A 24,723-nucleotide genomic window follows, 5' to 3' on the forward strand; every position below is an offset into this window, starting at 1 on the left:
ACAGAGGGTTACACGCTCTATTCCCACAATGATTGCGCCGCGCGCCCTGACTGATACACTTCCAATGAATTGACGCATGAATGCCCACGTCCAGCGCCCCTGCCGGTGCTGTCGTCCGGGCGGCAAGGGGACAGAGATGAGGGACGAGACGCACGGGCCCTGCGGGGACCCGGCGCCGTCTGTACGGGATCGCGACGGCGCTCCTCAGGACGCATCCAGCGGGCCCGCCTCATGGCAGGGCGCGCGGAACGAGCGCGTCTATGCGGCTCTTGATCTTGGCACCAACAATTGCCGGCTGCTCATCGCCCGGCCGACCCAGCGCAATTTCCGCGTGGTGGATGCCTTCTCGCGCATCGTGCGCCTTGGCGAGGGCGTCGCGGGCAGCGGTGTGCTGGGTGCGGCGGCGATGGAGCGGGCCATTGGCGCGCTTGAAATCTGCGCCTCGAAGATCGCCGCGCGCGGGGTTCTGCGGACCCGCATCATCGCCACCGAGGCGTGCCGCGCTGCGGCCAACGGTGCCGACTTCTGCGCCGAGGTGGAGGCCCGCACCGGGCTTGCGCTCGAAGTGGTGGACCGGCGCACCGAGGCGGGGCTGGCCGCTGCGGGCTGCGCGCCCTTGGTTGACCCCACCTGCGACGGCGCCATTTTGTTCGACATCGGCGGCGGGTCCACCGAAGTGGTATGGCTGGGGCGCCGCGCTTCGGGCGACGACGGCCCGCCGCGTGCCCGCATTCGCTCCTGGGCGTCCATGCCCGTGGGGGTGGTATCGCTGGCCGAGCGCCATGGCGGCGTGAAGGTGTCACGGGAATTATTCGAGACCATGGTCGCCGAGGTGGCGGACATGCTGGACGGCGTGCGCCAAAGCTGGGGCCTGCGCGGGCCGGGCCGCATGCATCTGCTGGGTACGTCCGGTACCGTGACGACGGTGGCCGGTATCCATCTCGGACTGCAACGCTATGATCGCACCCGGGTGGACGGCGCCTGGTTGCATGCCAAGGATATCAGCCGGGTGGTGGATCAATTGGTCGGTATGTCGTTTGAGGAGCGGGTATCCAATCCCTGCATCGGCGCGCAGCGGGCGGACCTCGTGCTCGCGGGCTGCGCCATCATGGAAGCGGTGCGCGAGGCGTTCCCCACGGATCGGCTGCGGGTTGCCGATCGTGGCCTGAGAGAGGGAATGCTTGTGCAGTTGATGCGCGCCGACGGCGTCTGGCGCCGGGCCGGAACCGCCGCCCCGGTGGAGGCGCGCGCGTGAGCACGCCGACCCGAGGGCCGGACGGACGCCCGCTCAAAGTCCGCGTGAAGACCTCGCGCGGCCGCACCACATCCTCGCAGAAATGGCTTCAGCGCCAGCTTAACGACCCCTATGTCGCCCGCGCCAAGCGGGAAGGCTGGCGCTCGCGCGCGGCGTTCAAGCTGATCGAGATGGACGACAGGATCCATGTGCTGAAGCGCGGCATGCGGGTGGTGGATCTCGGCGCCGCGCCCGGTGGCTGGAGCCAGGTGGCGGCCAAGCGCATCGGCCTCGAGGAGGGGCAGGGCAAGATCGTCGCCATCGACCTGCTGGAGATGGAGCATATTCCCGGCGTGACCTTCGCCCAGCTGGACTTTCTGGCCGAGGAAGCGCCCGCGCAGTTGATGGACATGATGGGCGGGCAGGCGGATGTTGTGCTGTCCGACATGGCGGCCAATGCCACCGGCCATCGCCAGACCGACCATCTGAAGATCGTTGCGCTGGTGGAACTTGCCGCCCATTTCGCCCGGCAGGTTCTGGCGCCGGGCGGGGCCTTCATCGCCAAGGTGATCCAGGGCGGCACCGAGGGCGTGCTATTGGCGGACCTCAAGCGGGACTTCGCCCAGGTGAAACACCTGAAGCCCGCCGCCAGCCGGGCGGATTCCGCCGAGCTTTATGTGATTGCCACCGGATTCCGGGGCCGGGCGGCGGCAGAGGACACCGACCCAAGGCCCTGAAGTAACGGGTTCAGTCGGCCTGAGGCTCCACGGTCCGGTCCACCGCCACCACCCGCCCGCGCTCCACCGCGAGGGCAAGACGGCCGGCCTTGAGGGCCAGCGCCCGCTCGCCGAACAGTTCGCGCCGCCAGCCTGACAAGGCCGGCACCGGGGCCTCGTCGCTCACCGCGATCCGCTCCAGATCTTCCGTGGTTGCGATCACCTTCGCGGCGACCGCGTTCTGCTCGGCCGTCATGCGCAGAAGCACTTTCAGCAGCTCCACCGTGGCATTGGCGCCGTTCGGCAGTGGACGGTCACGTTCCAGCCTGGGGAGGGTTTTGGGGTCACGCTCAAGGCCGCGCTTCACCGCTTCCAGCACCGCCTCCCCATAACGCGAACGCTCAAAGCCCTTGGGCAGGGAGCGCAGTTCTGCAAGCTTCTCCGGCGTCTGCGGCGCCTGGAGGGCGATCTCCCCGATCACTTCGTCCTTGATGATGCGGCCGCGCGGCTGATCGCGGGACTGTGCCTCGCGCTCGCGCCATGCCGCCACCTCAACCAGAACCGCCAGTTCGCGCGGCTTGCGGACGCGGGACTTCAGCCGCTCCCACGCGGAATCCGGGTCCTGCCGATAGGTTGCCGGCGAGGTGAGCACATGCATCTCCTCCCCGACCCACTCGCCACGACCGCGCGCATCCAGATCCGTGAGCAGCGCAAGATAGATGTCGCGCAGATGGGTCACGTCGGCGATGGCGTAGGTGAGTTGCGCCTGGCTCAGCGGGCGGCGCGACCAGTCGGTGAAGCGCGACGACTTGTCGAGCGCATGGCCGCAGACCCGCTGCACGAGTTGGTCGTAGGAGATGCTGTCGCCATAGCCGAGCACCATGGCCGCGACCTGGGTGTCGAACACCGGATGGGGGATCAGCCCGGCGCGGTGCCAGACGATTTCGATGTCCTGCCGCGCGGCGTGGAACACCTTCGTGACACTCGGGTTCGCCATCAGCTCGAAGAACGGGCGCAGGTCGATATCCGGCGCCAAGGCGTCGATGATGATCGCCTCGTCCGGTGATGCCGCCTGGATCACGCAGAGTTTCGGCCAGAACGTTGTCTCGCGCAGGAACTCGGTGTCGACGGTGATGAAGTCGTGGCGGGAGAGGCGCGCACAGGCAGCCGCCAGCGCCTCTGTAGAGGTGATCGGATCCATGACGCGACAATAGCGCGCTCGGAGGCTGCCTTGAAAGAGCCCGATTGCTACGACGCCCGGATCGGCTCCCGCGCGGTGAGCGCCAGTGCATCCTCGAACGGGAGCGGGTGCCCCAGCAGATAGCCCTGAACGTGCGTACAGCCTTCTGCCTGAAGGATTTTCAACTGCGCTTCCGTCTCCACGCCCTCGATGGTGGTGACCAGCGGCAGGGCATCGGCGAGGGCGATGATGGCGCGCAGGATGGGCAGGCTGTGGTGGTCTATCCCCAGTCCCCGGACAAAAGCGGCGTCGATCTTGATTCGGTCGATAGGCAGGGTGCGCAGATAGGCGAGGGAGGAATAGCCGGTTCCGAAATCGTCCAGGGCGACGCGGATGCCGCGTGCGCGGAAGCCCTCCATCACCGCCATTAATGTCGGCCCCTCCTGGATCAGCGCGGTTTCGGTGATCTCCAGTTCGAGCCGGTGGGGGGAGAGGCCGGACACGCGCAGCGCCTCGGTCACATGGGCTTCCACCACATTGCCGCGAAACTGGATCGGCGAGAGATTCACGGAGACGAAAATGTGGTCCGGCAGCCGGCTCGCGGCGCGGCATGCCTGTTCCAGAACCCAGGCGCCGAGCGGGAAGATCAGGCCCGTCTCCTCGACCACCGGGATGAAGGCGGGCGGAGGCACCACGCCGCGTGTCGGGTGGCGCCAGCGCAGCAGGGCCTCGAACCCGACGACGCGCCTGTCGTGGCACTCGAAAATGGGCTGGTAGATCAGGAAGAATTGGCCCTCGCGCCAGGCGGTGTCGAGGTCCATTTCCAGGTTGCGCCGCGCCAAGGCGGCGCGCTCCATCTCGCGCTGGAACACCCGCACCAGCCCGCGTCCATCGCTCTTCGCCCGGAACAGGGCGAGGTCCGCGCTTTTCAGAATGTCAGGGGTGGTTCCGCCCTGTTCGGGCGCCACGGCGATGCCGATGCTGCCGCCGGCGATCACCCGGTGATGCTCCAACTCGAACGGCTCGCGGATCGCCTCAATAATCCGCTGGGCTGTCTGGAGGGCCGCCGGCTCCTCCACCCCGGGCAGGACGATGCCGAACTCGTCCCCGCCGAGCCGCGCCACCTCGGCCTGCGGTCCGGCGCAGCGGCGCAGGCGCTCTGCCACCGCCTTCAGCAAGGCATCGCCGATGGCGTGGCCGAGCGTGTCGTTGACCGACTTGAAGTAATCGAGGTCGAGGAACAGCAAGGCGATCTGCTGATTGCCGGAGCGCGCCTCCAGCAGTGCATCGAGCCGCTCGGCGAACAGCAGGCGGTTCGGCAGGCCGGTCAAGGCGTCGTGACGGGCGAAATGATGGGCGCTCTCGGCGAATGCCCGCTGCGCCTTCAGATGTCGCCCGGCCATCACCACCACCGCCAGGATGCTCAGGCAAATCAGGCCGGCGAAGACGATGATCGGCAGCACCTGCGCCCAGGACCGGCGCTGCACGGCGGGCAGGCTGTCGGTGACGAATACGGTGACGGAATATTTGGCGAGCCGGGTTTCGGCATAAAGGCGCGGCTTTCCGTCGATGAGCCCCGGCGGCGCGAGGTCGTCGACGGAGGGGTGGGCGATGAGGAGGCTGGCGGCCTGCTTGCGTTCAGATGCCCCTTTGGCATCGGGCGCTGCGTGGGGATGGCCGGCGAGATAGGCACCATCGTCACGGAACATGGCGATCGCGCCGTCTCGCCCGAGATTGATCGCGGAAAAGGACGCCTCGAAATAAGACTGCTCCATCGCACCGAGCACGAGGCCGAGGAAATGCCCGTCCGGGGCGGTAAAGCGCCGCGCCAGATAGATCGTCATGGTCCCGGTGCCGCGATTGGGGACCGGGGAACTAATGAAGACGTCCGGACTGCCCGGCACTTTGAGCGCCTGGAAATAGTCCCGATCCGACACGTTGACCGCGGGGATCGGCCAGAAGCGGGAGAAATTGATCAACGCCCCGGTCTCGTCGATCAGCGTGACCGCGTCGACATAGGGCAGGGCATCGATCTTGTCCCGAAGCATGCGGTGCACGTCCTCGGTGGCCATGGTGGCGGCAAGCTGGGCGCTGTCGGCGATCTTCGCCGCCGATATCCGCTCGATGATGGAGATCTGGACCAGTTCAAGCGCCTGAAATGCGCGCTCGGTCTGCTCGGCCAGGGCGAGGGAGAGATTTTCCATCTCGCGTTGCCGGTCGGCGAGCGCGCGGTCGCTGATCCGCAGCGCCAGTATGCTGGCGGCGGCAACCACCGCGAGGCCGAACAGGGCACCGATAATGCGCACCCAGGCGGTGCCGTCCGCCGCACCTTTCGGCGGCCGGCCGGCCGAACCCACGGCATGCCTGCCCCGCACGCCAGGAGCGTCTTCCATGAGGCCCCCCTCGATCCAACACCTTGATAATGAGGTTATACACAATGCCCAGGCGGACATAGCGGGCAGGGTGGCCGGGCTGCGAAATGCCCGCCGCCCTTGACAAGGCAAGCCTCACATGCACCTTCCGCCGGCTTGCGCAGGCGCCCCCGGTGGCGCCCGCGCGCTAGATTTTCAGCAGTCCGAAAGGCCGCCCCATGCACCGCTACCGCACGCACACCTGCGGTTCGCTCACCGACGCCCATGTGGGCGAGAGCGTCCGCCTGTCCGGCTGGTGTCACCGCATTCGCGATCATGGCGGCGTGCTGTTCATCGACCTGCGCGACCATTACGGCCTGACCCAGGTGGTGATCGACCCCGACAGCCCGGCCTTCGCCCAGGCCGAGAAGGTCCGCGCCGAATGGGTGGTGAAGTTCGACGGCAAGGTGCGGTTGCGCCCCGAGGGCACGGAGAATGCCGACCTGCCCACCGGCAAGATCGAGATCTACGCCGCGGAGCTTGAAGTGCTCGGCCCCTCCGCCGAACTGCCGCTGCCTGTGTTCGGCGACCAGGATTATCCCGAGGACATCCGCCTTCGCTATCGCTTCCTGGACCTGCGCCGCGAGCGCATCCACGGCAACATCATGAAGCGCGGGCAGATCATCGACAGCATCCGCCAGCGCATGAAGGGGCAGGGCTTCTTCGAGTTCCAGACGCCGATCCTCACCGCCTCCTCGCCCGAGGGCGCGCGCGACTTCCTGGTGCCCTCGCGCATCCATCCCGGCAAGTTCTACGCGCTGCCCCAGGCGCCGCAGCAGTATAAGCAGCTCATCATGATGAGCGGCTTCGACCGCTATTTCCAGATCGCCCCCTGCTTCCGCGACGAGGACCCGCGCGCCGACCGCCTGCCGGGCGAGTTCTACCAGCTCGACCTGGAAATGAGCTTCGTCGAGCAGGAAGACGTGTTCGCCGCCGTGCAGCCGGTCATCACGGGCGTGTTCGAGGAATTCGCGCAGGGCAAGCCGGTGAACAAGGACTGGCCGCGCATTCCCTATGCCGAGGCGCTGCGCAAATACGGCACCGACAAGCCGGACCTGCGCAATCCGCTGGTGATGCAGGATGTCTCCGAGCATTTCCGCGGTTCCAACTTCAAGGTATTCGCGCGCATGCTCGAAGACCCGAAGAACCAGGTGTGGGCCATCCCTGCGCCAAAGGGTGGTTCGAGGGCTTTCTGCGATCGTATGAATAGTTGGGCCCAGGGCGAGGGCCAGCCGGGGTTGGGCTACATCATGTGGCGCGAGCTATCTGCCGATAGTGCCGCCGACGGTGAAAAGACTATCAAAGATGTAATCGAAAAGTCCCGCGGGCCCGAAGCCGCCAGCGGCGTGCAAGTTGAGCCCGGAATCGTTGGAGCTGGGCCGCTCGCAAACAACATCGGTCCTGAACGCACAGAAGCGATCAGGCAGGCGCTCGGCCTAAAGGAAGGCGATGCCGCCTTCTTTGTCGCCGGTGATCCCGCCAAATTCTACAAGTTCGCCGGCCTTGCCCGCACCAAGGTGGGCGAGGAGCTGAAGCTGATCGACACCGAGCGGTACGAACTCGCCTGGATCGTCGATTTCCCGTTCTACGAATGGTCGGACGAGGAGAAGAAGGTCGACTTCTCGCACAACCCCTTCTCCATGCCGCAGGGCGGCCTCGACGCGCTGAACGGGCAGGATCCGCTCACCATCAAGGCGTTCCAGTACGACATCGCCTGCAACGGCTACGAGATCGCCTCCGGCGGCATCCGCAACCACCGGCCCGAGACCATGGTCAAGGCGTTCGAACTGGCCGGCTATGACGAGGCGACGGTGGTGGAGCGGTTCGGCGGCATGTATCGCGCGTTCCAGTACGGCGCCCCGCCCCATGGCGGTATGGCGGCGGGCATCGACCGGATGGTGATGCTGCTGTGCGGCGTGACGAACCTGCGCGAAATCTCGCTGTTCCCCATGAACCAACAGGCCCTCGACCTGCTCATGGGCGCACCCTCGGACGTGGCGCCCAAGCAATTGCGCGACCTGCACATCCGCCTGAATTTGCCGCAGAAATAGCGCCTTCGGCGGCGCCGCGTTCCCCCTCCCAACCCTCCCCCGCAAGCGGGAGAGGGCTTTGTGTAGCGTGCGGGCGAGCGCGGCCTGTCCCCTCTCCCGCTTGCGGGGAGGGCTAGGGAGCGGGCCAAGCGGCTCGAAGAACAAAGAAAAAGGGCGAGCGCCGAAACGCTCGCCCTTTTCTATTTTAGCACCGGAAAAGCGATCAGCGCAGAACCGGCATGACGAACTCGGCGCCGGTGCGCACGCCCGAGGGCCAGCGCGCGGTGGTGGTCTTCACGCGGGTGTAGAAGCCCACGCCCTCCACGCCATAGACATTGCGATCACCGAAGATCGACCGCTTCCAGCCGCCGAACGAGTGGTAGGCGATCGGCACCGGGATCGGCACGTTGATGCCCACCATGCCGGCGACCACGCCATAGTCGAACGCGCGGGCCGCGCCGCCGTCATTGGTGAAGATCGCGGCGCCGTTGCCGTATTCGTGGTCGTTGACGAGGTTGAGCGCCTCCTCGAACGTGTCGGCGCGCACCACCGCGAGGACCGGGCCGAAGATCTCTTCCTTGTAGATCTTCATGTCCGGCGTCACGTTGTCGAACAGGCAGCCGCCGATGTAATAGCCGTCCTCGTGGCCCTGAAGCTTCAGGCCGCGACCGTCCACCACCAGATCGGCGCCTTCCGCGACACCATCGGCGACATAGCCGGTCACTTTGGCGAGATGCTCCTTGGTGATCAGCGGGCCCATCTCGCTGTCCTTGTCCATGCCGGGGCCGACCTTCAGCGCCTGGACGCGGGGCACCAGCTTTTCCAGCAGTGCATCGCCGACGCCGCCGACCGCGACCGCGACCGACACCGCCATGCAGCGTTCACCGGCCGAGCCGTAGCCCGCGCCCATCAGCGCATCCACGGTCTTGTCGAGGTCCGCGTCGGGCATCACCACCATGTGGTTCTTCGCCCCGCACAGGGCCTGGGCGCGCTTCCCGTGCGCGGTGGCGGTGCGATAGACATATTCGCCCACGGCGGTTGAGCCGACGAAGCTCACCGCCGCCACCTTCGGGTGGGAAAGCAGGGCGTCCACCGCCGCCTTGCCGCCGTTCACCACATTGAACACGCCCGCCGGCAGGCCGGCTTCCGTCAGCAGTTCTGCGAGGCGCAGGCCGCAGGAGGGGTCCTTCTCCGAGGGCTTCAGGATGAAGGTGTTGCCGCACGCGAGTGCCACCGGGAACATCCACAGCGGCACCATGGCGGGGAAATTGAACGGCGTGATGCCGGCGCATACGCCGACCGGATGGCGCATGGAGAAGGTGTCGATGCCACGGCCGACCTGGTCGGAAAACTCGCCCTTCAGGAGATGCGGGATGCCGCAGGCGAATTCCACCACCTCGATGCCGCGCATCAGTTCGCCCTTGGCATCGTCAAAGGTCTTGCCGTGCTCGCGGGTGATCAGAGCGGCCAGTTCGTCCAGGTGGCGATCGAGAAGATCCTTGAACTTGAACATGACGCGGGCGCGGGCGGGCGCGGGAAGCGCGGCCCAGGCAGGAAACGCGGCGGCGGCGGCGCTGACCGCGCGCTCGACCACGGCGGCATCGCCCAGCAGCACATTGCCGATCTGTTCGCCGGTCGCGGGGTTGAACGTGGCGGCGGACGGCGCGCCGGGCGCGGCGTCGGGCTTGCCAGCGATGAAGTGGCCGATGGTCTGCATATTGTTTCTCTCCCTGGGACGGCGCACAAAAGCTCTAGAAACGACGCATATCAACGCCTAACAAAGAGCATTCATTCCGCGAAAATAGGCTCACCATGAATTGGGACCATGCCCGGATCTTCCTCGCGGTTGCCCGCGCCGGACAGATTCTCCAGGCCGCCCAACGTCTCGACCTCGACCACGCAACGGTCACACGGCGCCTCAACGCGCTGGAGGCGGACCTCGGCGCCAAGGTGTTCGAGCGTCGGCCCACCGGATGCACCCTCTCCGCCGTGGGCGAACGGTTCCTTCCGATCGCCGAGCGGGTGGAAAGCGAAATGCTCCAGGCGCAGTCGGTGCTTGGCGGCGCCGACCTGAAGCTGGAGGGCACGGTGCGGGTTGGCGCGCCGGATGCGTTCGGCACCTATTTCCTCGCCCCGCGCCTCGCGCGGTTCGCCGCGCAGCATCCCGACCTGCTGCTCCAACTCGTGCCGCTGCCGCGCACCTTTTCGCTGTCGAAGCGCGAGGCGGACATCGCCATCATCCTGGAGCGGCCGCAGGAGGGGCGGCTGTTCGGGCGCAAGCTCACGGACTATTCGCTCAGCGTCTACGCCGCGCGCGCCTATCTGGAGGCGACCGGCCAAGTGCACCACCGCGCCGACCTCGCCGGGCGCACCCTCATCACCTATGTGCAGGACCTCGCCTATAGTCCGGGCCTGGACTACATGGACGCGCTTTCCAACATCGCCGGCCAAAGGTTTGAGTGCGCAAGCGCGGTGGGGCAGTTGGAGGCGATCAAGGCGGGGGCCGGCATCGGCATCCTGCACGATTATGCCGCCGCCGCGCACCCGGACCTGGTGCGCATCCTCCCGGAGATGCGGTTCGAGCGCACCTATTGGCTGGTGGTGCACGCCGACATGCGCGAGTTGCGGCGCATCGCCGAAACCGACCGCTTCATCGTCGACGAGGTGCGGGCCAGCCGGGCGCAGTTCTCGGGGTGAGGCTCAGCGGTCCGCGAGTATGTCCTTGAGCACCGCCGGGGCGCCGCGCCGGAACTGGCGCACGGCATCGCGCACCATCGGTGTGAGGTCCTCGGGGATCGGCGTGCCGTACACGAAGCGGCGGATGGCGAGGTAGAAGATGCGGCCGTGCAGGCCCCAGAACAGCTCGGCCTCCCGCTCGCTCACCGGCAGTGTTTCGGGCGAGGGCGCCTTCAGTTCGTGGCGCAGCTCACCGCAGGCGGGCAGGATGATCTCGTCGCGCACGATCACCAGATAGCGGCTGGTGATGTTGAAGGATTTCAGGCCGGAAAAGGCGAAAATCCGCACCCACTCATAATCGAACACCCGTTCCACATATTCGAGATAGAAGCGTGTGAGGCGGGCCTCCAGCGTCTGCGTCCGGTCGATGATGAGCGCCCCCCAGTCTGCCTTCCAGCGGCTGAGAAAGACGTGCTCATAGACCCGCTCGATCAGCACCTCCTTGCTGGGAATATGCCGGTAGATGGCGGAGTGGCTGATGCCCATGCGCTTCGCCAGTTCGCGGGTCTGGCCCTCGAAGCCGTGCTCGGCGAAGAAGCGCGCGGCCTCCGCGATGATCGCCTGCTCCCGGTCCGCAGCGCGCATGTGGCGCCGGCGGGGGCGCGCAGGCGTCGCGGGATTTTCGCCCGATGCCTCGTCCAAGCTTCAACCTCTTCAACGCACCGCCGGATACGCCCGCCGCCCGTCTGCGATAGCGCAACGGCAAAAAGCGACCAAGCGATGATTCATGGAAAAAATCGATTTCGCCACGGACGCTATTGACAGGATCGGTGTGGTCGCCCAATTTTGTAACCAAGCGGTCACAAAATGATGCCGCGTGAGGAAACTTTGGGAGGGGCAGATCAAGGCCCGCGCATTCAGCTACGAGCGTCCTACGACGCTGGAAGCGGCCCGTGCCGCCTTCCTTGCGGTCGATGGCGACGCCAGCTACATCTCCGGCGGCCAGAGCCTGGTGCCGGCATTGGCCATGCGCCTCCAGGCGCCGGCCGTGCTGGTGGACCTGGCCGGCGTCGCAGCCATGCGCGGTGTTGCTCTTGAGGGCGACGTGCTGCGCATCGGCGCGCTGACCCGTCATGCCGAGGCATTGACCGACCCGCTCATCGCCCGCCATGCACCTCTGCTGAAGGCCGCCGCCCCGTTCGTCGCGCACCCCGCAATTCGTAATCGCGGCACGCTTGGCGGTTCGGTCTCGCTCGCCGACCCGGCGTCTGAATTTCCGGCCATGATGCTGGCCATGGGCGCAGAGATGGAGATTTTCGGCGCGGGCGGTTTGCGCCGCGTGCCCGCCGAGGATTACTTCCTCGACCTCTACCAGACCGCCTTGGAGCCCGGCGACATCCTCACCGCGCTGCATGTGCCGAGCGTCGGTCCCCGGCATCGCTGGGCGTTCGATGAACTGGCCCGCCGGCGCGGCGACTACGCCATGGTCGGCGCCGGCATTCTCGCGGAAATGGACGGCGACACGCCCGTTGCGGTGCGGATCGCACTGTTCTCGGTCGGCCCGACGCCGGTGCGGGCCCGCAATACCGAGGCGGCAATCACCGGCCGCCCGCTCGATGCGGAGACCATTATCGCCGCGCAGAACGCGCTGGAGGACGACATCGCCCCGCTGGACGACGAGCAGATACCCGCCGCCATGCGCCGCCACCTCGCCCGTGTTCTGCTGGGCCGCCTGCTCCAGCGCCTGGGAGAGGCCGCATGAGCGCGCATCTGCCCCTCACCCTCACGGTCAACGGCACCAGCGTCAGCCGCATGGTGGCGCCGCGCACCACGCTGGCGGATTTCGTGCGCACCGATCTCCAACTCACCGGCACGCACACCGGCTGCGAGATGGGCGCCTGCGGCGCCTGCCTCGTGCTGATGAACGGCGAGCCGGTGCATTCCTGCCTGGTGTTCGCGGTGCAGGCGGAAGGGGCCGAAATCGAAACCGTCGAGGGTCTGACCGAAAGCGGCGCTATCGCCGACTTGCAGCGCGCCTTCCATGAGCGCAACGCCTTGCAGTGCGGCTTCTGTACGCCGGGCATGCTCGTCACCGGCCATGCCATCCTTGAAAAGGGCGGCGTTCCGGACCGCGAGGAGATCCGCGACGCGCTCTCCGGCAATTACTGCCGCTGCACCGGCTACGAGGCCATTGTCGACGCCATCGAACGGGCGGCGCGCGAACGGGCGGTGGCACCATGAACGCGCCCATAACTTTCGATCGTCCCGCCCATGTGGGCCGGGCCATGTCGCGCCCCAATGCCAAGCGGCTGCTGGCGGGGCGGGGCGCCTATGTTACCGATCTCGTGCTGCCGCGCATGCTGCATGCCGCCTTCGTACGCTCGCCTTATGCCCATGCCCGCATCGTCTCCATTGATGCTGACGAGGCGCGGCAGGCACCGGGCGTGCGGCTGGTGGCAACCGGCGAGGACATCGCCCGCCTCTGCACCCCCTGGACCGGCACGCTCGACCATTTCAAGGGCATGAAGTCGCCCCCCCAACTGCCCCTGCCGATCGACAAGGTGGTGTGGAGCGGGCAGGCGGTGGTCGCCATTGTCGCCGACAGCCGGGCGGAGGCGGAAGACGCAGCCGAACTCGTCATGGTCGAGTATGACGAACTCCCCGTCCTCGCCGATCTCGACACGGCGCTCGCGCCCGATGCTCCCAGGATCACCGAGAAATTCACGGACAATCTGTGCTTTCGCGGCGCGGTGGATTCCGGCGGCGTGGACGACATCTTCGCCGGTGCGGCGCATGTCATTGAAGCGGATCTCGCCTTCGGCCGCCACACCGGCGTGCCGCTGGAGCCGCGTGCGCTGGTCGCGGATTATGATGCCAGCGAGCATCGCCTTACCGTGCATCACGCCACGCAGACGCCGTTCCAGTTCCAGGATCTGTACGCCCGGCACTATGGCATCCCGGAATCCCGCGTGCGGGTGGTGGCGCCTGACGTTGGCGGCTCCTTCGGCGTGAAGCTGCATGTCTATAACGAGGACATGGCGGTCATCGGCCTGTCCATGCTGTGCCGCCGTCCGGTGAAATATGTCGCCGACCGGCTGGAGGCGTTCGTTTCCGACATCCACGCCCGGGACCACCGGGTGCGCGCCCGCGCGGCGGTGGCGGCGGACGGCACCATCCTCGCCATGGATGTGGAAGACGAGACCGGCATCGGCGCCTTCTCCACCTTTCCGCGCACCAGCGTGGTGGAAGGCAATCAGGTGATCCGCCTGATCGGCGCGCCCTATGGTCTTCAAGGTTATCGCGCCGATCTGAAGGTGGTGTTCCAGAACAAGGTGCAGACCAGCCAGTATCGCGCGGTGGGCCACCCCATCGCCTGCGCCGTCACCGAGCATCTGCTGGACGAGGCGGCGCGGGCCACCGGCATCGACCCCATGGAGATCCGCGCGCGCAACGTGCTGCGGGACGATGCCTATCCGCACACTTCGCTCGGCGGCTACAAATTCGAGAAGCTTTCGCACCAGGCCTGCATCGCTAAGCTGCGCGTGCTGATGGACTACGACCGCCTGCGCGCCGAACAGGCGGAGTTGCGCACGCGCGGCATCCTGCGCGGCATCGGCATCGCCACGTTCGTGGAGATCACCAATCCGAGCCCGGCCTTCTACGGCATCGGTGGCGCCCGCATCTCCGCGCAGGACGGGGCGGTTATTTCCATCACCCCCTCCGGCGAGGTGCGGTGCATGATCTCCGTCACCGAGCAGGGGCAGGGCACCGAGACCATCATCGGGCAGATCGTCGCCGATTATCTCGGTGTTTCCCGCGAGATCGTCCGCGTGATGACCGGCGATACGGCGGTGACACCCCATGGCGGTGCCACCTGGGCGTGCCGGGGCGCCGGCATCGGCGGGGAGACCGCGCTTCAGGCGTCGCGCAAGCTCAAGAACAATGTGCTCGCCCTCGCCGCCAGCATCCTCCAGGCCAAACCCGGTGATCTCGACCTGGTGAATGGCGAGGTGGTGGACCGGGAAGGCGGCGCGGTTCGTGTCAGCCTCGCCGAGGTGGCGCGCATCGCCTATTTCCGCTCCGACACGCTGCCGGACGGCGCCGATGCGCAACTCACCGTCGCCCATCATTTCGCGCCCAAGGGCTACCCCTTCGCCTTCACCAACGGCATCCACGGCTGCCATGTAGAGGTCGACACCGAGACCGGCCTCGTGAAGATCCTCAAGCACTTCGTGGTGGAGGATTGCGGCCGGATCATCAATCCGCTCCTGGTGGAGGAGCAAGTGCGCGGCGGGGTCGTGCAGGGCCTCGGCGCCGCCTTCTTCGAGGAATGCCTCTATAGCGAGAGCGGCCAGCTCACCAATGGCTCGCTTGCCGATTATCTCGTGCCCATGTCGTGCGAGATGCCGGACATCCTCATCGACCATGTGGAAACGCCGACCCTCGACACCGAGCTTGGCGCCAAGGGATGCGGCGAGGCGGGCACCGCCGCCGCATCCGCCGCCGCGCTCAACGCGGTGAACGACGCGCTCGATCCGCTGGGTGCGCGGCTCACGCAAATCCCCATGACGCCGGCGCGCATTCTCAAAGCCATGGGGCGCTTCTGAGCACCCCGTCAAACAAAGCAAAACAGACCACTCTTGGGAGGACACAATGACAACGAACAAGGATCTGAAATTCGGCGTATCACGCCGCACGATACTCGCCGGAATGGGCGCTGGCATCGGGCTGCTGGCGGCGCCCGCCATCGTGCGCGCCCAGGCGGATACCATCCGCATCGGCTTTCCCGTCCCGGTCACAGGCCCCTATGGCGCGGAAGCCAAGGACCAGGTGAAAAGCGCCGAACTCGCCGTGAAGCTCGCCAATGACAAGGGCGGCATCGCCGGGCGCAAGATCGAGCTGCTGGTGCGCGACGACAAGCTGAACGCGGGCGAGGCCGCGACCCGCACCCTCGAACTCATCGAGAAGGATAAGGTCCACGCGGTGGTCGGCTCGCTGTCGAGCGCGGTGCAGCTTGCGGTGAACGAAGTGACCCGCGCGCGCGGCGTCCTCTATGTCTCCATCAGCCAGTCCGACACCATCAACGAGGTCAAGGACTTCTCCAAATACACCTTCCACGAGGCGCTGACCCCGCACATGACCACGGCGGCCGTGGCGAAGGCGACCTTCAAGAAGGGCAGCAAGGTGGCCTTCCTGGTGGCCGACTATGCCTATGGCCACGAGATGCTGCGCGGCTTCAAGCGCGCCGCCACCGAGATCGGCGCCGAGGTGGTCGGCGAACTGCTGCACCCGATCGGAGCGGCGGACTATTCCACCCTCATGCCGCGCATCCGCGCCATGAAGGCCGACATCCTGTGCATCTGCAATTTCGGCCGCGACCAGGCCAATTCGATCAAGCAGGCCAATGATTTCGGCCTGAAGAAGCAGATGCAGATCGTTGTTCCGGTGCTGCTCTACAATCAGCGCCTCGCGGTGGGCCCTGACGTGTTCGAGGGCGTCATCGGCGGCGCCAATTATTATTGGGAGCTGGAGAGCACCATTCCCAGCGCCAAGGCGTTCAACACCGCTTACAAGGCCGCCTATGACGGCGCCGTTCCGACCGATTATGGCGCCTACGGCTTCACCGGCGTCTCCGCCCTGCTGCTCGGCATCGAGAAGGCTGGCGGCACCGACACCGACAAGGTGATCGCCGCGCTCGAAGCCCTTAAGTACGACGTGGCCAAGGGGCCGCAATGGTTCCGCACCTGCGACCACCAGTCGGTGCAGTCGGTTCTGGTGCTGCGCTCGAAGGCGAAGTCGGAAATGAAGGGCGAGACCGACGTGTTCGCCATTCTCGCCAATGATCCGGGCTCCGAGAGCATGCTGCGCTCCTGCGCGGAACTCGGCTTCCCCACCTGATCGCGCCTGCGCCCGGCCGCCTCGGCCGGGCGCAGCACTGAATGACCGAGCGACACTGAAGCGGGATGGCCGGTGCAACCCGGCCGTCCCCGTGGCGAGAAACGTCACGCAGCCGTGTTCCCGAAGCGGATTTTTCCCAGGCGGATTGCCCCATGGACCTCGAACTCATCCTGATGCAGCTCTTTTCGGGCGCAGCCCTTGGGGCGATCCTCATCATGGTGGCCCTTGGGCTGACCATTATTTTCGGCATGCTCGGCATCGTGAACTTCGCCCACGGGGCGCTGTTCATGGTGGGCGCCTATGCGGGGGTCTATGTGGCGACCCTCACCGGGAGCTTCTGGTGGGCGCTGCTGGTGGCGCCGATCGCGGTGGGCGCGTTCGGCATGCTGATCGAACGCTTCCTGATCCGCCCGCTCTACGGACGCTCCATCGACGACCCGCTGCTGCTCACCTTCGGCCTCGGCTATGTGCTGGTGGAAGGCGTGCGCATCGTGTTCGGCACCGATGGCGTGCCGTTCGCCACCCCCGATATCCTGTCCGGGGTGGTGGATCTCGGGGTGGGCTACTTCCCGCTTTACCGCCTGTTCGTCATGGGCGTGGTGGCGGTCGTGCTGCTCTGCCTCTGGCTGGCGCTGGAGAAGACCCGCTTCGGCCTCATCGTCCGCGCGGGCGCCCGTGATCCGCTCATCATGAAGGTGCTGGGCGTGGATATCGGCAAGCTTTGGCTGCTGGTGTTCGGCCTCGGCGTCGCCATCACCGCCATGGGCGGCGTGCTGGCCGCGCCGATGCGCAATGTGAGCCCGGAAATGGGCTCCCTGGTGCTGGCGGAGGCCTTCGTCGTCACCGTCATCGGCGGCATGGGCTCGCTGCTCGGCGCCGTGGTGGCGGGGCTGCTGGTGGGCATCACCGTCAGTCTCACCGCGCTGTTCGCCCCGGAGATGGCGACCATCGTCATGTTCGCCCTCATGGCCGCGATCCTGCTGATACGGCCGCAGGGCTTGTTCGGCCGCCCGGGCGTCGGCGCGTGAACGGAGGTCCTGAAATGTCCAGCCAAGACCTCGTGGCTAAAGACCTTACCGCCCCCACGCTGCCGGCAGCGACCCCGCACAGCATCGGCGCCCGCCTTGATCGCTGGCGCGTGCCGCTGTCCATCCTGGTGCTCGCGATCCTGCCCCTGATCCTGCCCTCGCAGGCGCTGGCGGTGAACGTGCTGATCTACGGCCTGTTCGCCGTCGGCTTCAATCTGCTGTTCGGCTACACCGGGCTGCTGTCCTTCGGCCATGCCGCCTTCTTCGGCGCTGGCGCCTATCTCACAGGAATTTCGATCGTCCATTTCGGGCTGGGCTGGCTTCCCGCCATGCTGATCGCCGTCACCGGGGCGGCGCTGCTGGCGCTGGTGATCGGCGCGCTCTCGATCCGCACCCGCGGCATCTATTTCTGCATGGTGACGCTCGCGCTTGGCCAGCTCGTCTATTACACGGCGCTGCAAACCCCGCGCTGGACCGGCGGCGAGGATGGTCTGCGCGGCTTCACCGTCGCCAAGGTCGATATCTTCGGGCTGACCATCAACCTGCTGGACCCGCTTCAGAAATACTACTTCCTGATGGTGTTCGCCGCGCTCGCGCTGTGGTTCGTCTCGCGGGTGCTGCAATCTCCCTTCGGTGCGGCCATCGAGGCGGTGCGGGAGAACGAAACCCGCGCGCGCGCCTGCGGCTATGATGTGGAGCGCACCAAGCTCCTCGCCTTCGTGCTCTCCGGCGCGGTGTGCGGGCTGGCCGGCACGCTCTCGGCGCTGCACCTCTCCATCGTTCCGCTCGACGTGCTGGGCATTCATAGCTCCAGCCTGGTGGTGATGATGACCATGCTGGGCGGCGCGGGCAGCTTCTTCGGCCCGTTCGTGGGGGCGCTGGTGTTCCTGCTGATCGAGGACGTGGCCTCGCTCTGGACCTCCCACTGGCAGTTGTTCGTGGGTCTGATCTTCATCTTCTTCGTGCTGTTCCTGCCCAAGGGGCTGTGGGGCACCTTCATGTCCTGGAGGACCAAGCAATGACCGGCGCATTGGCAAGCGGGGTGGCGAGCATCGAACGCCCAGCACCGGCGAGCGGCCGCGACATGCTGCTGGCGGTGGAGAATGTGGGCCGCACCTTCGGTGGCTTCGTCGCCCTGGCGGACGTCACCACCTGCTTCGAGCGCAACAAGGTAACGGCGGTGATCGGCCCGAACGGCGCCGGCAAGAGCACCTTCTTCAACGTGCTCTCCGGCGTGCTCCCGCCCTCCACCGGCACCATTCACTTCAAGGGGCAGGACGTCACCGGGCTGAAGCAGCATCGTTTTGCCCATCTCGGCATTGCGCGCTCCTACCAGATCACCAACCTGTTCCCGCAGCTTTCGGTGCACGAGAATGTGCGCGTCGCCGCCCAGGCGCTGCGCACCCGCTACAACATCATCTCGAACCGCAAAAGCTTTCCGGAACTCGACGAAAAGGCGGATGCGGCGCTCGCGCAGGTGGGGCTGCATGGCAAGCGCCACCGCATCGCGCGCGATCTCGCCCATGGCGAGCAGCGGGCGCTGGAGATCGCCATTGCCCTGGTGGCCGACCCCGAGCTTCTGCTGCTCGACGAGCCCACCGCCGGCATGGGTCCGGAGGAGACCAAGGAGATGGTGGCGCTGCTGGAACAGCTTGCGGCCGCGCGGACCATTCTCCTGGTCGAGCACAAGATGAAGATGATCCTCGGCCTGTCCGACCGCATCCTGGTGCTCCATCACGGCCGGCTGATCGCCGACGGTACCCCGCGCGAAGTGCAGACCGACCCTGAAGTGCGCCGCGTCTATCTGGGACAGAACGATGGCTATGCTTGAAATCAAGAACCTCGACGCCTGGTACGGGCCGAGCCACGTCATCCACCAACTCTCGTTCAATGTGGAGGCGGGGGAAATCCTGGCGCTGGTGGGCCGCAATGGTGCCGGCAAGACCTCGACCCTGCGCGCCATCATGGGCCTGATGCCGCGTGCCGCCGGCTCGGTGCGGTTCGAGGGGTGGGAACTGCTGCCGCTAGGCGCCCACGAGCGGTTCCGCCACGGCCTCGGCTATGTCCCTGAGGAACGGCGCATCGTGCCGAGCCTCACCGTGCGCGAGAATTTGCAGATCGGCCTTGTCGCCGCCGGCCGCACCGACGAGCGCGCCGCCATCGATGAGATCGCCGAGAGCTTCCCGCGCCTCAAGGAACGCCTGAATCAGCAGGGCACCACCATGTCGGGCGGCGAGCAGCAGATGCTGGCGATCGCCCGCGCCATGATCTCGCGGCCGAAGATGATCCTCCTGGACGAGCCGTCCGAAGGCATCATGCCGGTGCTGGTGGAGGAGATGGGCGCGCTGTTCCGTCGGCTGCGCGACCAGGGTACGACGCTGGTTCTGGTGGAGCAGAATGTGGAGTGGGCGCTCAAGCTCGCGAGCCGTGCCATCATCATCGACCAGGGCGAGATCGTGCACCAGAGTTCGGCCGGGGCGCTGCTCGCGGACAAGGATATACAGGACCGCTACTGCGCGGTCTGACCGATCGGAGGAACCATGGACATTTCAGGCGAATACCGCATCCCAGCGCCGCGCGAGACCGTGTGGGCGGCGCTGCTCGATCCCGAGATGCTGCGCCGCTGCATTCCCGGCTGCAAGGAGTTGGACCAGACCGGCGAGAACGCCTTCACCGCCAAGGTGCAGATCAAGGTCGGCCCGGTTTCTGCGACCTTCTCCGGCACGGTGGAACTGCTCGACATCGTGGCGCCCGAGAGCCTGCGCATCACCGGCCAGGGAAATGGCGGCGTGGCCGGCTTTGCCAAGGGCGAGGCCAAGGTCACGCTGGCGGAGCAGGACGGAGAGACCCTCCTGACCTATGTCGCGGACGCGCAGATCGGCGGCAAGCTCGCCTCGCTCGGCAGCCGGCTGATCCAGGCCACCTCGCGCAAGCTCGCGGACCAGTTCTTCTCCAGCTTCGCCGAGGCGCTCAGCGCGCCGTCCGACGCGGCCTGATCCGGCCTGCCCGGCCTTGGGCCGGGCAGGATAGCCGAGAGGTCAGGGGGTTGCCGTCGCGGTGATCTTGAAGTTCGCCGCCGAGCCCAGGGGATCGGCGGCGATCAGATCCATGACCTTCAGGTCGCCCTTGGGAGTAGCGGTGATCGTGAGCGTGCCGGGCGCCTTGACGAAAGCCGCCAGCGCGTCGCCGACCGTCCCGGCATCGGGATAGAGCGGGGCGAGTTCGCGCGCGGTCTTCTGGATCGCTGAGATCACCTCGGTGCGCAGGTCTTCCGGCTCGACCCCGGCCGCCGCGGCATTCTGCTTGAGAATCAGATCGGCGATCCCGAGGTTCGTGACCACCAGCTTCATCGGCCCGACGCCGATCTGCTGGGCGGCATCGAGCGCGGCGATGGGGTCCTCGAAGGCGCGGCTCTGAACCTGCGTTACCTGCATCTCCAGGCCCACCGCGAACGCCTTTTCGACCCGCACAGTGGCCGGGGAGAGGCTGACGGTGCGTGCCGCCGGATCATAGGCAAGGACATACTCGATATCGGCGGTGGCCTGCGTCACGCCGGCGCTGCCGAGATATCCCAGCGGCAGAAGATCGGCCTCGGAAACCGGCCCGCTGATGCCCGTGCCTTTCAGCGCGATGCGGGTCGGCACCATGCCGATCAACTGGCTCCAATTCAGTTTGAAGCTCTGGATCGTCACCGGCACGTCGCTGTCCTCGCGCCCGGCGGTGAGGCCGGACAACTCGATGCCGTCGAGGGCGCGGAACAGGCCGAGCGCAGCATCCAGCGTTGAAACGGCGCCGTCGGATGCGGACTTGGCGGACATTTCCAGCATCGGCGGCAGCGCGAGGCCGCGCAGTAGGATCTGGTCGAGGCTCACCGGCTTCTGACCGGTGGATTCGCCGGAGAGCTTGTCGATGGTGAAGCTCGCGATGCGGCCACCCTTGAAGTCTGACAGCGTGATCGCGCCCACCTTCGCCTTGCCGAGCGGGTCGGTGACGACAATGTCCTTCATGGCGAATGTGGTGAAGGCGCCGGCTTTCGCGAGATCGGCCGTGGCGCGGTAGAGGCGTGCAGCCTCTTCCGGCTTCAGCGCATCGCCGCGCTGGCTGAGGGTGCGCAACTGGTCGATCTGCTCCAGCGAAAGCATGGAGGGATCAAACCCCAGATTTTCCGCGAGCATTTCGCCCACCGCAAGCGTCGATCCATCCCCATGGGCGAGCGCGTAGCCCTTGGCGATGACGCGCCCATAGATCGTGGCGACTCCGGCGGGCGGCGGCTTCTTCTCGGTTAGGGCGAGCAGCGGGGCGGTGTCGATGTCGCTGGCCAGGAACCCGTCTAGCCGGCCCTTCAGGCCCTGGTCCGGGGCGGCGGCGGGGGCGGTGGTTTCCAGCGACATGCGGTCGAAGCCGATCGCCTTGACGCGCCCCTTCGCCAGCCCTTCGGCCTTGAGATTGGTGTAGGTGACGCTGGTCGCCGGGATGGTCGCGCCAGCGCCGGTGGGGGTGATGCTGGCGGTGGCCTCAGGCGCGGTGATGCTGGCGGCGGACAAAGCGGCGAGCTGGCGCAAGGCAAGGGCGAAAGCGGCGGTGCTGCCGGTGCCGTCCTGCGGCAATAGGGTTGCCGGACCCTCGTAATCCTCGATCTTCACGCTGGGCAGCGCGTAGGCCGCCTTGGTGCTGGAGACGCTGTCCGGCACCTCGATGGCAACCGCATTGGCCGTGATGCTGCGCGCCGCGATACGGCCGTCCTTCGGCTGGCCGATGCCGGCGGCGATCAGGCTGGCAATGGTGAGGCTGGCGCCGTCCTTCTCGCGGATCGCGATATCAGGCACGGTCAGCGTGCGCGACCAGAGTTCGTAGCCCACGGGGCCGTGGGTCGCCTGCCGGCCCGACACGCGCAGCGCGCTGAAGGCCGCCTCGACTTCGCTGTGCGCACGATAGCGGCCGTATTGGATGACCCCGAAAAAGCCGCCCCCGACAATGATGAGGAGGGCCACAAGGCCGATGACTAGCTTCTTCATGGCGCACTCCGGCTCGCACTGCGGGGAGACCCTGCCTTGTCCGACGAGAAAGCTCAATGCGGTGGCGGGCGAAATGGCTGCGAATGGGGAAATCCCCATGGGGAACAACAGTGACATCCCTGCACGGGGTGGCTACCGTGCCGCCCCGTTTGGGAGTATTGCGTCCCAAGGCCGGCGTGAGAACGCCAGGGTGGCCACAAAAAAGGTTGGGGGAAGACGTGCCGTCGAACATGTCGAACGTTTCCGATGATCTGAAGTCCGGCGCGCTGATCTATCATCGCCTCCCGCAACCCGGGAAGCTGGAGATCCAGGCAACCAAGCCGCTCGGCAATCAGCGCGATCTTGCACTCGCCTACACGCCGGGCGTCGCCACGGCCTGCGAGGCCATCGTCGCCGACCCGATGCAGGCCGCCGAACTCACGATCCGCGCCAATCTCGTCGCCGTGGTCACGAATGGCACGGCGGTGCTTGGCCTCGGCAATATCGGCCCGCTTGCCTCCAAGCCCGTGATGGAAGGCAAGGCGGTTCTGTTCAAGAAATTCGCCGGCATCGACGTGTTCGATATCGAACTGGCAGCGACCGAAGTCGACCATATGGTCGAGACCATCGCGGCGCTGGAGCCAACCTTCGGCGGCATCAACCTTGAGGACATCAAGGCGCCGGAGTGCTTCGAGATCGAGAAGCGCCTGCGCGCCCGCATGAAGATCCCGGTGTTCCACGACGACCAGCATGGCACGGCCATCATCGTCGGGGCTGCGGTCCGCAATGCCCTGGAGATCGGCAAGCGCCAGATCGGCGACCTGAAGATCGTCGCTTCGGGTGCGGGCGCGGCGGCCATGGCCTGCCTCAACCTGCTGGTGACGCTCGGCGCCAAACGCGAGAACATCTGGGTCTGCGACATCGAGGGGCTGGTCTATGAAGGCCGCGAGACCCTCATGGACCCCTACAAGGCGGTCTATGCCCAGAAGACCGACAAGCGCACCCTGGGTGAGGTGATCGACGGCGCGCACATCTTCCTCGGTGTCTCCGCGGGCGGCGTGCTGAAGGCGGAGATGGTGAAGCGCATGGCGGATCGTCCGCTGATTCTCGCGCTCGCCAACCCGACCCCCGAGATCATGCCCGAGGAAGCCCGCGCCGCGCGGCCCGACGCCATGATCTGCACCGGCCGCTCGGACTTCCCGAACCAGGTCAACAACGTCCTGTGCTTCCCCTACATCTTCCGGGGCGCGCTGGATGTGGGCGCGACCGACATCAACGCCGAAATGAAGATGGCGGCGGTGGAAGCGATCGCCGCACTCGCCCGCGAGACCCCGTCCGACGTTGTGGCGCGGGCCTATGACGGCGAGACTCACGCATTCGGCCCCGACTCCATCATTCCCTCGCCGTTCGATCCGCGCCTGATCCTGCGCATCGCACCGGCGGTGGCGAAGGCGGCGATGGAAACCGGCGTCGCGACCCGGCCGATCGCCGATTTTGAAGCCTATATCGACAAGCTCGACCACTTCGTCTTCCGTTCCGGCTTCATCATGCGTCCGCTGTTCCAGCGCGCGAAGCAGGACAAGAAGCGGGTGATCTATGCCGAGGGCGAGGACGAGCGCGTGCTGCGCGCGGTCCAGGCCGTGGTGGAAGAGGGCATCGCCCATCCCCTTCTGGTGGCCCGCCCCAGTGTGCTGGAAACCCGCCTTCAGCGTTTCGGACTGTCGATCCGGCCCGGCATCGATTTCGAGGTGGTGAACCCCGAGGACGACCCGCGCTACCGCGACTTCGTTCGCACCTATTCGGAAATCGCCGGCCGTCGCGGCATTACCCCCGACGTCGCCCGCACCCTCGTTCGCACCTCGTCAACGGTGATTTCCGCGCTTGCGGTGCGCAAGGGCGTGGCGGACGCCATGCTGTGCGGCATCGAAGGGCGCTTTGCGCGCCACTTGCGGCATGTGCGCGACATCATCGGCATGGCGCCGGGCGTGCATGAGCTTGCGGCCCTGTCGCTGCTCATCACCCCTAAGGGCAATTTCTTCCTCTGCGATACGCAGGTGCAGACCGAGCCCACCGCGTCGGACCTCGCGGAAATGACCATCCTGGCGGCGGCTCATGTGCGCCGCTTCGGCATCGAGCCGCGCATCGCCTTGCTGTCGCATTCCAACTTCGGCAGCAACGACACGTCCTGCGCCAAGCGCGTTCGGGCCGCTCTCGAGCTGATCCTTCAAAAGGACTCCTCGCTCGAGGTGGATGGTGAGATGCAGGCCGATACGGCGCTGGTGGAGGACATCCGCCAGCGGGTTTATCCCCATTCGCGCCTGTCGGGCGTGGCGAACGTCCTGGTCATGCCCGACCTCGACGCCGCCGACATCGCCTACAACATGCTGAAGGTGCTGGGCGATGCGCTTCCGGTGGGTCCGATCCTGATGGGCACGGCGAAGCCGGCCCACATCCTCGGCCCCTCGGTGACGGCGCGCGGCATCGTCAACATGACCGCCGTCGCGGTGGTTGAGGCGCAAGGCGCGCTATAGCGCGCCTTATTTGCCACGATGCCAT

General features: G+C 66.6%; 19 protein-coding genes. 14 read left to right on the forward strand and 5 right to left on the reverse strand.

Annotation, left to right across the window (positions count from 1 at the left end):
• The first annotated feature begins 136 nt into the window (after positions 1-136).
• On the forward strand, positions 137-1,255 hold the full coding sequence (locus ADADO0_RS09715) for a Ppx/GppA phosphatase family protein (protein WP_511304930.1): 1,119 nt from the start codon (positions 137-139) through the stop codon (positions 1,253-1,255).
• Positions 1,252-1,971 carry an RlmE family RNA methyltransferase gene (locus ADADO0_RS09720; RefSeq protein WP_511304931.1) on the forward strand — a complete coding sequence of 240 codons (720 nt, stop codon included), beginning with the start codon at positions 1,252-1,254 and terminating at the stop codon, positions 1,969-1,971. Before ADADO0_RS09715 ends, ADADO0_RS09720 begins: the two co-directional genes overlap by 4 nt.
• A gap of 10 nt (positions 1,972-1,981) precedes the next feature.
• Here ADADO0_RS09720 and rnd read toward each other — a convergent pair whose 3' ends face one another.
• A complete protein-coding gene (rnd, locus tag ADADO0_RS09725; RefSeq protein ID WP_511304932.1) occupies positions 1,982-3,151 on the reverse strand; it encodes a ribonuclease D in 1,170 nt (389 codons plus the stop codon).
• Between the two features lie 47 nt (positions 3,152-3,198).
• Positions 3,199-5,523, reverse strand: a complete 2,325-nt coding sequence (locus ADADO0_RS09730) for a putative bifunctional diguanylate cyclase/phosphodiesterase (protein WP_511304933.1) — start codon at positions 5,521-5,523, stop codon at positions 3,199-3,201.
• Positions 5,524-5,720: 197 nt separating this feature from the next.
• Here ADADO0_RS09730 and aspS point away from each other — a divergent pair, with 197 nt between their 5' ends.
• Positions 5,721-7,592: an aspartate--tRNA ligase gene (gene aspS / locus ADADO0_RS09735; RefSeq protein WP_511304934.1), complete on the forward strand. Its 1,872-nt coding sequence runs from the start codon at positions 5,721-5,723 to the stop codon at positions 7,590-7,592.
• A 202-nt stretch (positions 7,593-7,794) separates the two neighbouring features.
• Here aspS and ADADO0_RS09740 read toward each other — a convergent pair whose 3' ends face one another.
• Positions 7,795-9,288, reverse strand: coding sequence for a CoA-acylating methylmalonate-semialdehyde dehydrogenase (locus ADADO0_RS09740; RefSeq protein ID WP_511304935.1), 1,494 nt, complete (start codon positions 9,286-9,288; stop codon positions 7,795-7,797).
• Positions 9,289-9,383: 95 nt separating this feature from the next.
• On the opposite strand from ADADO0_RS09740, the gene ADADO0_RS09745 reads away from it, so the two are divergent.
• Positions 9,384-10,268 carry a LysR family transcriptional regulator gene (locus ADADO0_RS09745; protein WP_511304936.1) on the forward strand — a complete coding sequence of 295 codons (885 nt, stop codon included), beginning with the start codon at positions 9,384-9,386 and terminating at the stop codon, positions 10,266-10,268.
• A gap of 3 nt (positions 10,269-10,271) precedes the next feature.
• On the opposite strand, the gene ADADO0_RS09750 is transcribed toward ADADO0_RS09745, so the two are convergent.
• Positions 10,272-10,892: a TetR/AcrR family transcriptional regulator gene (locus ADADO0_RS09750; RefSeq protein ID WP_511305084.1), complete on the reverse strand. Its 621-nt coding sequence runs from the start codon at positions 10,890-10,892 to the stop codon at positions 10,272-10,274.
• A gap of 256 nt (positions 10,893-11,148) precedes the next feature.
• Between ADADO0_RS09750 and ADADO0_RS09755 the strand changes: the two genes are divergently transcribed.
• The 9 genes from ADADO0_RS09755 (at position 11,149) to ADADO0_RS09795 (ending at position 20,169) form a co-directional block, all read left to right on the forward strand.
• Complete coding sequence (locus tag ADADO0_RS09755; protein WP_511305085.1) at positions 11,149-12,009, forward strand: FAD binding domain-containing protein; 861 nt, start codon at positions 11,149-11,151, stop codon at positions 12,007-12,009.
• On the forward strand, positions 12,006-12,488 hold the full coding sequence (locus ADADO0_RS09760; protein ID WP_511304937.1) for a (2Fe-2S)-binding protein: 483 nt from the start codon (positions 12,006-12,008) through the stop codon (positions 12,486-12,488). The genes ADADO0_RS09755 and ADADO0_RS09760 overlap by 4 nt, the downstream gene beginning before the upstream one ends.
• Positions 12,485-14,854 (forward strand): xanthine dehydrogenase family protein molybdopterin-binding subunit, encoded by a 2,370-nt coding sequence (locus ADADO0_RS09765; RefSeq protein ID WP_511304938.1) that lies wholly within the window; start codon positions 12,485-12,487, stop codon positions 14,852-14,854. Before ADADO0_RS09760 ends, ADADO0_RS09765 begins: the two co-directional genes overlap by 4 nt.
• A gap of 46 nt (positions 14,855-14,900) precedes the next feature.
• A complete protein-coding gene (locus tag ADADO0_RS09770; protein ID WP_511304939.1) occupies positions 14,901-16,145 on the forward strand; it encodes an ABC transporter substrate-binding protein in 1,245 nt (414 codons plus the stop codon).
• Between the two features lie 152 nt (positions 16,146-16,297).
• The gene (locus tag ADADO0_RS09775) at positions 16,298-17,173 is read left to right on the forward strand and encodes a branched-chain amino acid ABC transporter permease (protein WP_511304940.1); all 876 of its coding nucleotides are present in this window, start codon (positions 16,298-16,300) and stop codon (positions 17,171-17,173) included.
• Between the two features lie 14 nt (positions 17,174-17,187).
• Positions 17,188-18,195, forward strand: coding sequence for a branched-chain amino acid ABC transporter permease (locus ADADO0_RS09780; protein WP_511304941.1), 1,008 nt, complete (start codon positions 17,188-17,190; stop codon positions 18,193-18,195).
• 62 nt (positions 18,196-18,257) lie between these two features.
• Positions 18,258-19,004, forward strand: coding sequence for an ABC transporter ATP-binding protein (locus tag ADADO0_RS09785; protein ID WP_511305086.1), 747 nt, complete (start codon positions 18,258-18,260; stop codon positions 19,002-19,004).
• The gene (locus ADADO0_RS09790; protein ID WP_511305087.1) at positions 18,997-19,698 is read left to right on the forward strand and encodes an ABC transporter ATP-binding protein; all 702 of its coding nucleotides are present in this window, start codon (positions 18,997-18,999) and stop codon (positions 19,696-19,698) included. Before ADADO0_RS09785 ends, ADADO0_RS09790 begins: the two co-directional genes overlap by 8 nt.
• A 15-nt stretch (positions 19,699-19,713) precedes the next feature.
• Entirely contained in the window at positions 19,714-20,169 is a 456-nt protein-coding gene (locus tag ADADO0_RS09795) for an SRPBCC family protein (protein WP_511304942.1), read from the forward strand.
• A gap of 42 nt (positions 20,170-20,211) precedes the next feature.
• Here the strand turns inward: ADADO0_RS09795 and ADADO0_RS09800 are convergent, their stop codons facing one another.
• Positions 20,212-22,188: an aq_1923 C-terminal domain gene (locus ADADO0_RS09800; protein ID WP_511304943.1), complete on the reverse strand. Its 1,977-nt coding sequence runs from the start codon at positions 22,186-22,188 to the stop codon at positions 20,212-20,214.
• 230 nt (positions 22,189-22,418) lie between these two features.
• On the opposite strand from ADADO0_RS09800, the gene ADADO0_RS09805 reads away from it, so the two are divergent.
• A complete protein-coding gene (locus tag ADADO0_RS09805; protein ID WP_511304944.1) occupies positions 22,419-24,698 on the forward strand; it encodes an NADP-dependent malic enzyme in 2,280 nt (759 codons plus the stop codon).
• Positions 24,699-24,723 lie beyond the last annotated feature (25 nt).

Source organism: Aquabacter sp., from assembly GCF_965279295.1.
Classification (GTDB): domain Bacteria; phylum Pseudomonadota; class Alphaproteobacteria; order Rhizobiales; family Xanthobacteraceae; genus Aquabacter.

Bases quoted from the DNA above. Each gene is read 5' to 3' on its own strand.
- ADADO0_RS09805 (WP_511304944.1), top strand. From the start codon at position 22,419: ATGTCGAACGTTTCCGATGATCTGAAGTCCGGCGCGCTGATCTATCAT.
- ADADO0_RS09715 (WP_511304930.1), top strand. From the start codon at position 137: ATGAGGGACGAGACGCACGGGCCCTGCGGGGACCCGGCGCCGTCTGTA.
- ADADO0_RS09780 (WP_511304941.1), top strand. From the start codon at position 17,188: ATGTCCAGCCAAGACCTCGTGGCTAAAGACCTTACCGCCCCCACGCTG.
- ADADO0_RS09775 (WP_511304940.1), top strand. From the start codon at position 16,298: ATGGACCTCGAACTCATCCTGATGCAGCTCTTTTCGGGCGCAGCCCTT.
- ADADO0_RS09760 (WP_511304937.1), top strand. From the start codon at position 12,006: ATGAGCGCGCATCTGCCCCTCACCCTCACGGTCAACGGCACCAGCGTC.
- ADADO0_RS09745 (WP_511304936.1), top strand. From the start codon at position 9,384: ATGAATTGGGACCATGCCCGGATCTTCCTCGCGGTTGCCCGCGCCGGA.
- aspS (WP_511304934.1), top strand. From the start codon at position 5,721: ATGCACCGCTACCGCACGCACACCTGCGGTTCGCTCACCGACGCCCAT.
- ADADO0_RS09785 (WP_511305086.1), top strand. From the start codon at position 18,258: ATGCTGCTGGCGGTGGAGAATGTGGGCCGCACCTTCGGTGGCTTCGTC.
- rnd (WP_511304932.1), bottom strand. From the start codon at position 3,151: ATGGATCCGATCACCTCTACAGAGGCGCTGGCGGCTGCCTGTGCGCGC.
- ADADO0_RS09730 (WP_511304933.1), bottom strand. From the start codon at position 5,523: ATGGAAGACGCTCCTGGCGTGCGGGGCAGGCATGCCGTGGGTTCGGCC.
- ADADO0_RS09750 (WP_511305084.1), bottom strand. From the start codon at position 10,892: ATGCGCGCTGCGGACCGGGAGCAGGCGATCATCGCGGAGGCCGCGCGC.
- ADADO0_RS09765 (WP_511304938.1), top strand. From the start codon at position 12,485: ATGAACGCGCCCATAACTTTCGATCGTCCCGCCCATGTGGGCCGGGCC.
- ADADO0_RS09795 (WP_511304942.1), top strand. From the start codon at position 19,714: ATGGACATTTCAGGCGAATACCGCATCCCAGCGCCGCGCGAGACCGTG.
- ADADO0_RS09790 (WP_511305087.1), top strand. From the start codon at position 18,997: ATGCTTGAAATCAAGAACCTCGACGCCTGGTACGGGCCGAGCCACGTC.
- ADADO0_RS09800 (WP_511304943.1), bottom strand. From the start codon at position 22,188: ATGAAGAAGCTAGTCATCGGCCTTGTGGCCCTCCTCATCATTGTCGGG.
- ADADO0_RS09770 (WP_511304939.1), top strand. From the start codon at position 14,901: ATGACAACGAACAAGGATCTGAAATTCGGCGTATCACGCCGCACGATA.
- ADADO0_RS09740 (WP_511304935.1), bottom strand. From the start codon at position 9,288: ATGCAGACCATCGGCCACTTCATCGCTGGCAAGCCCGACGCCGCGCCC.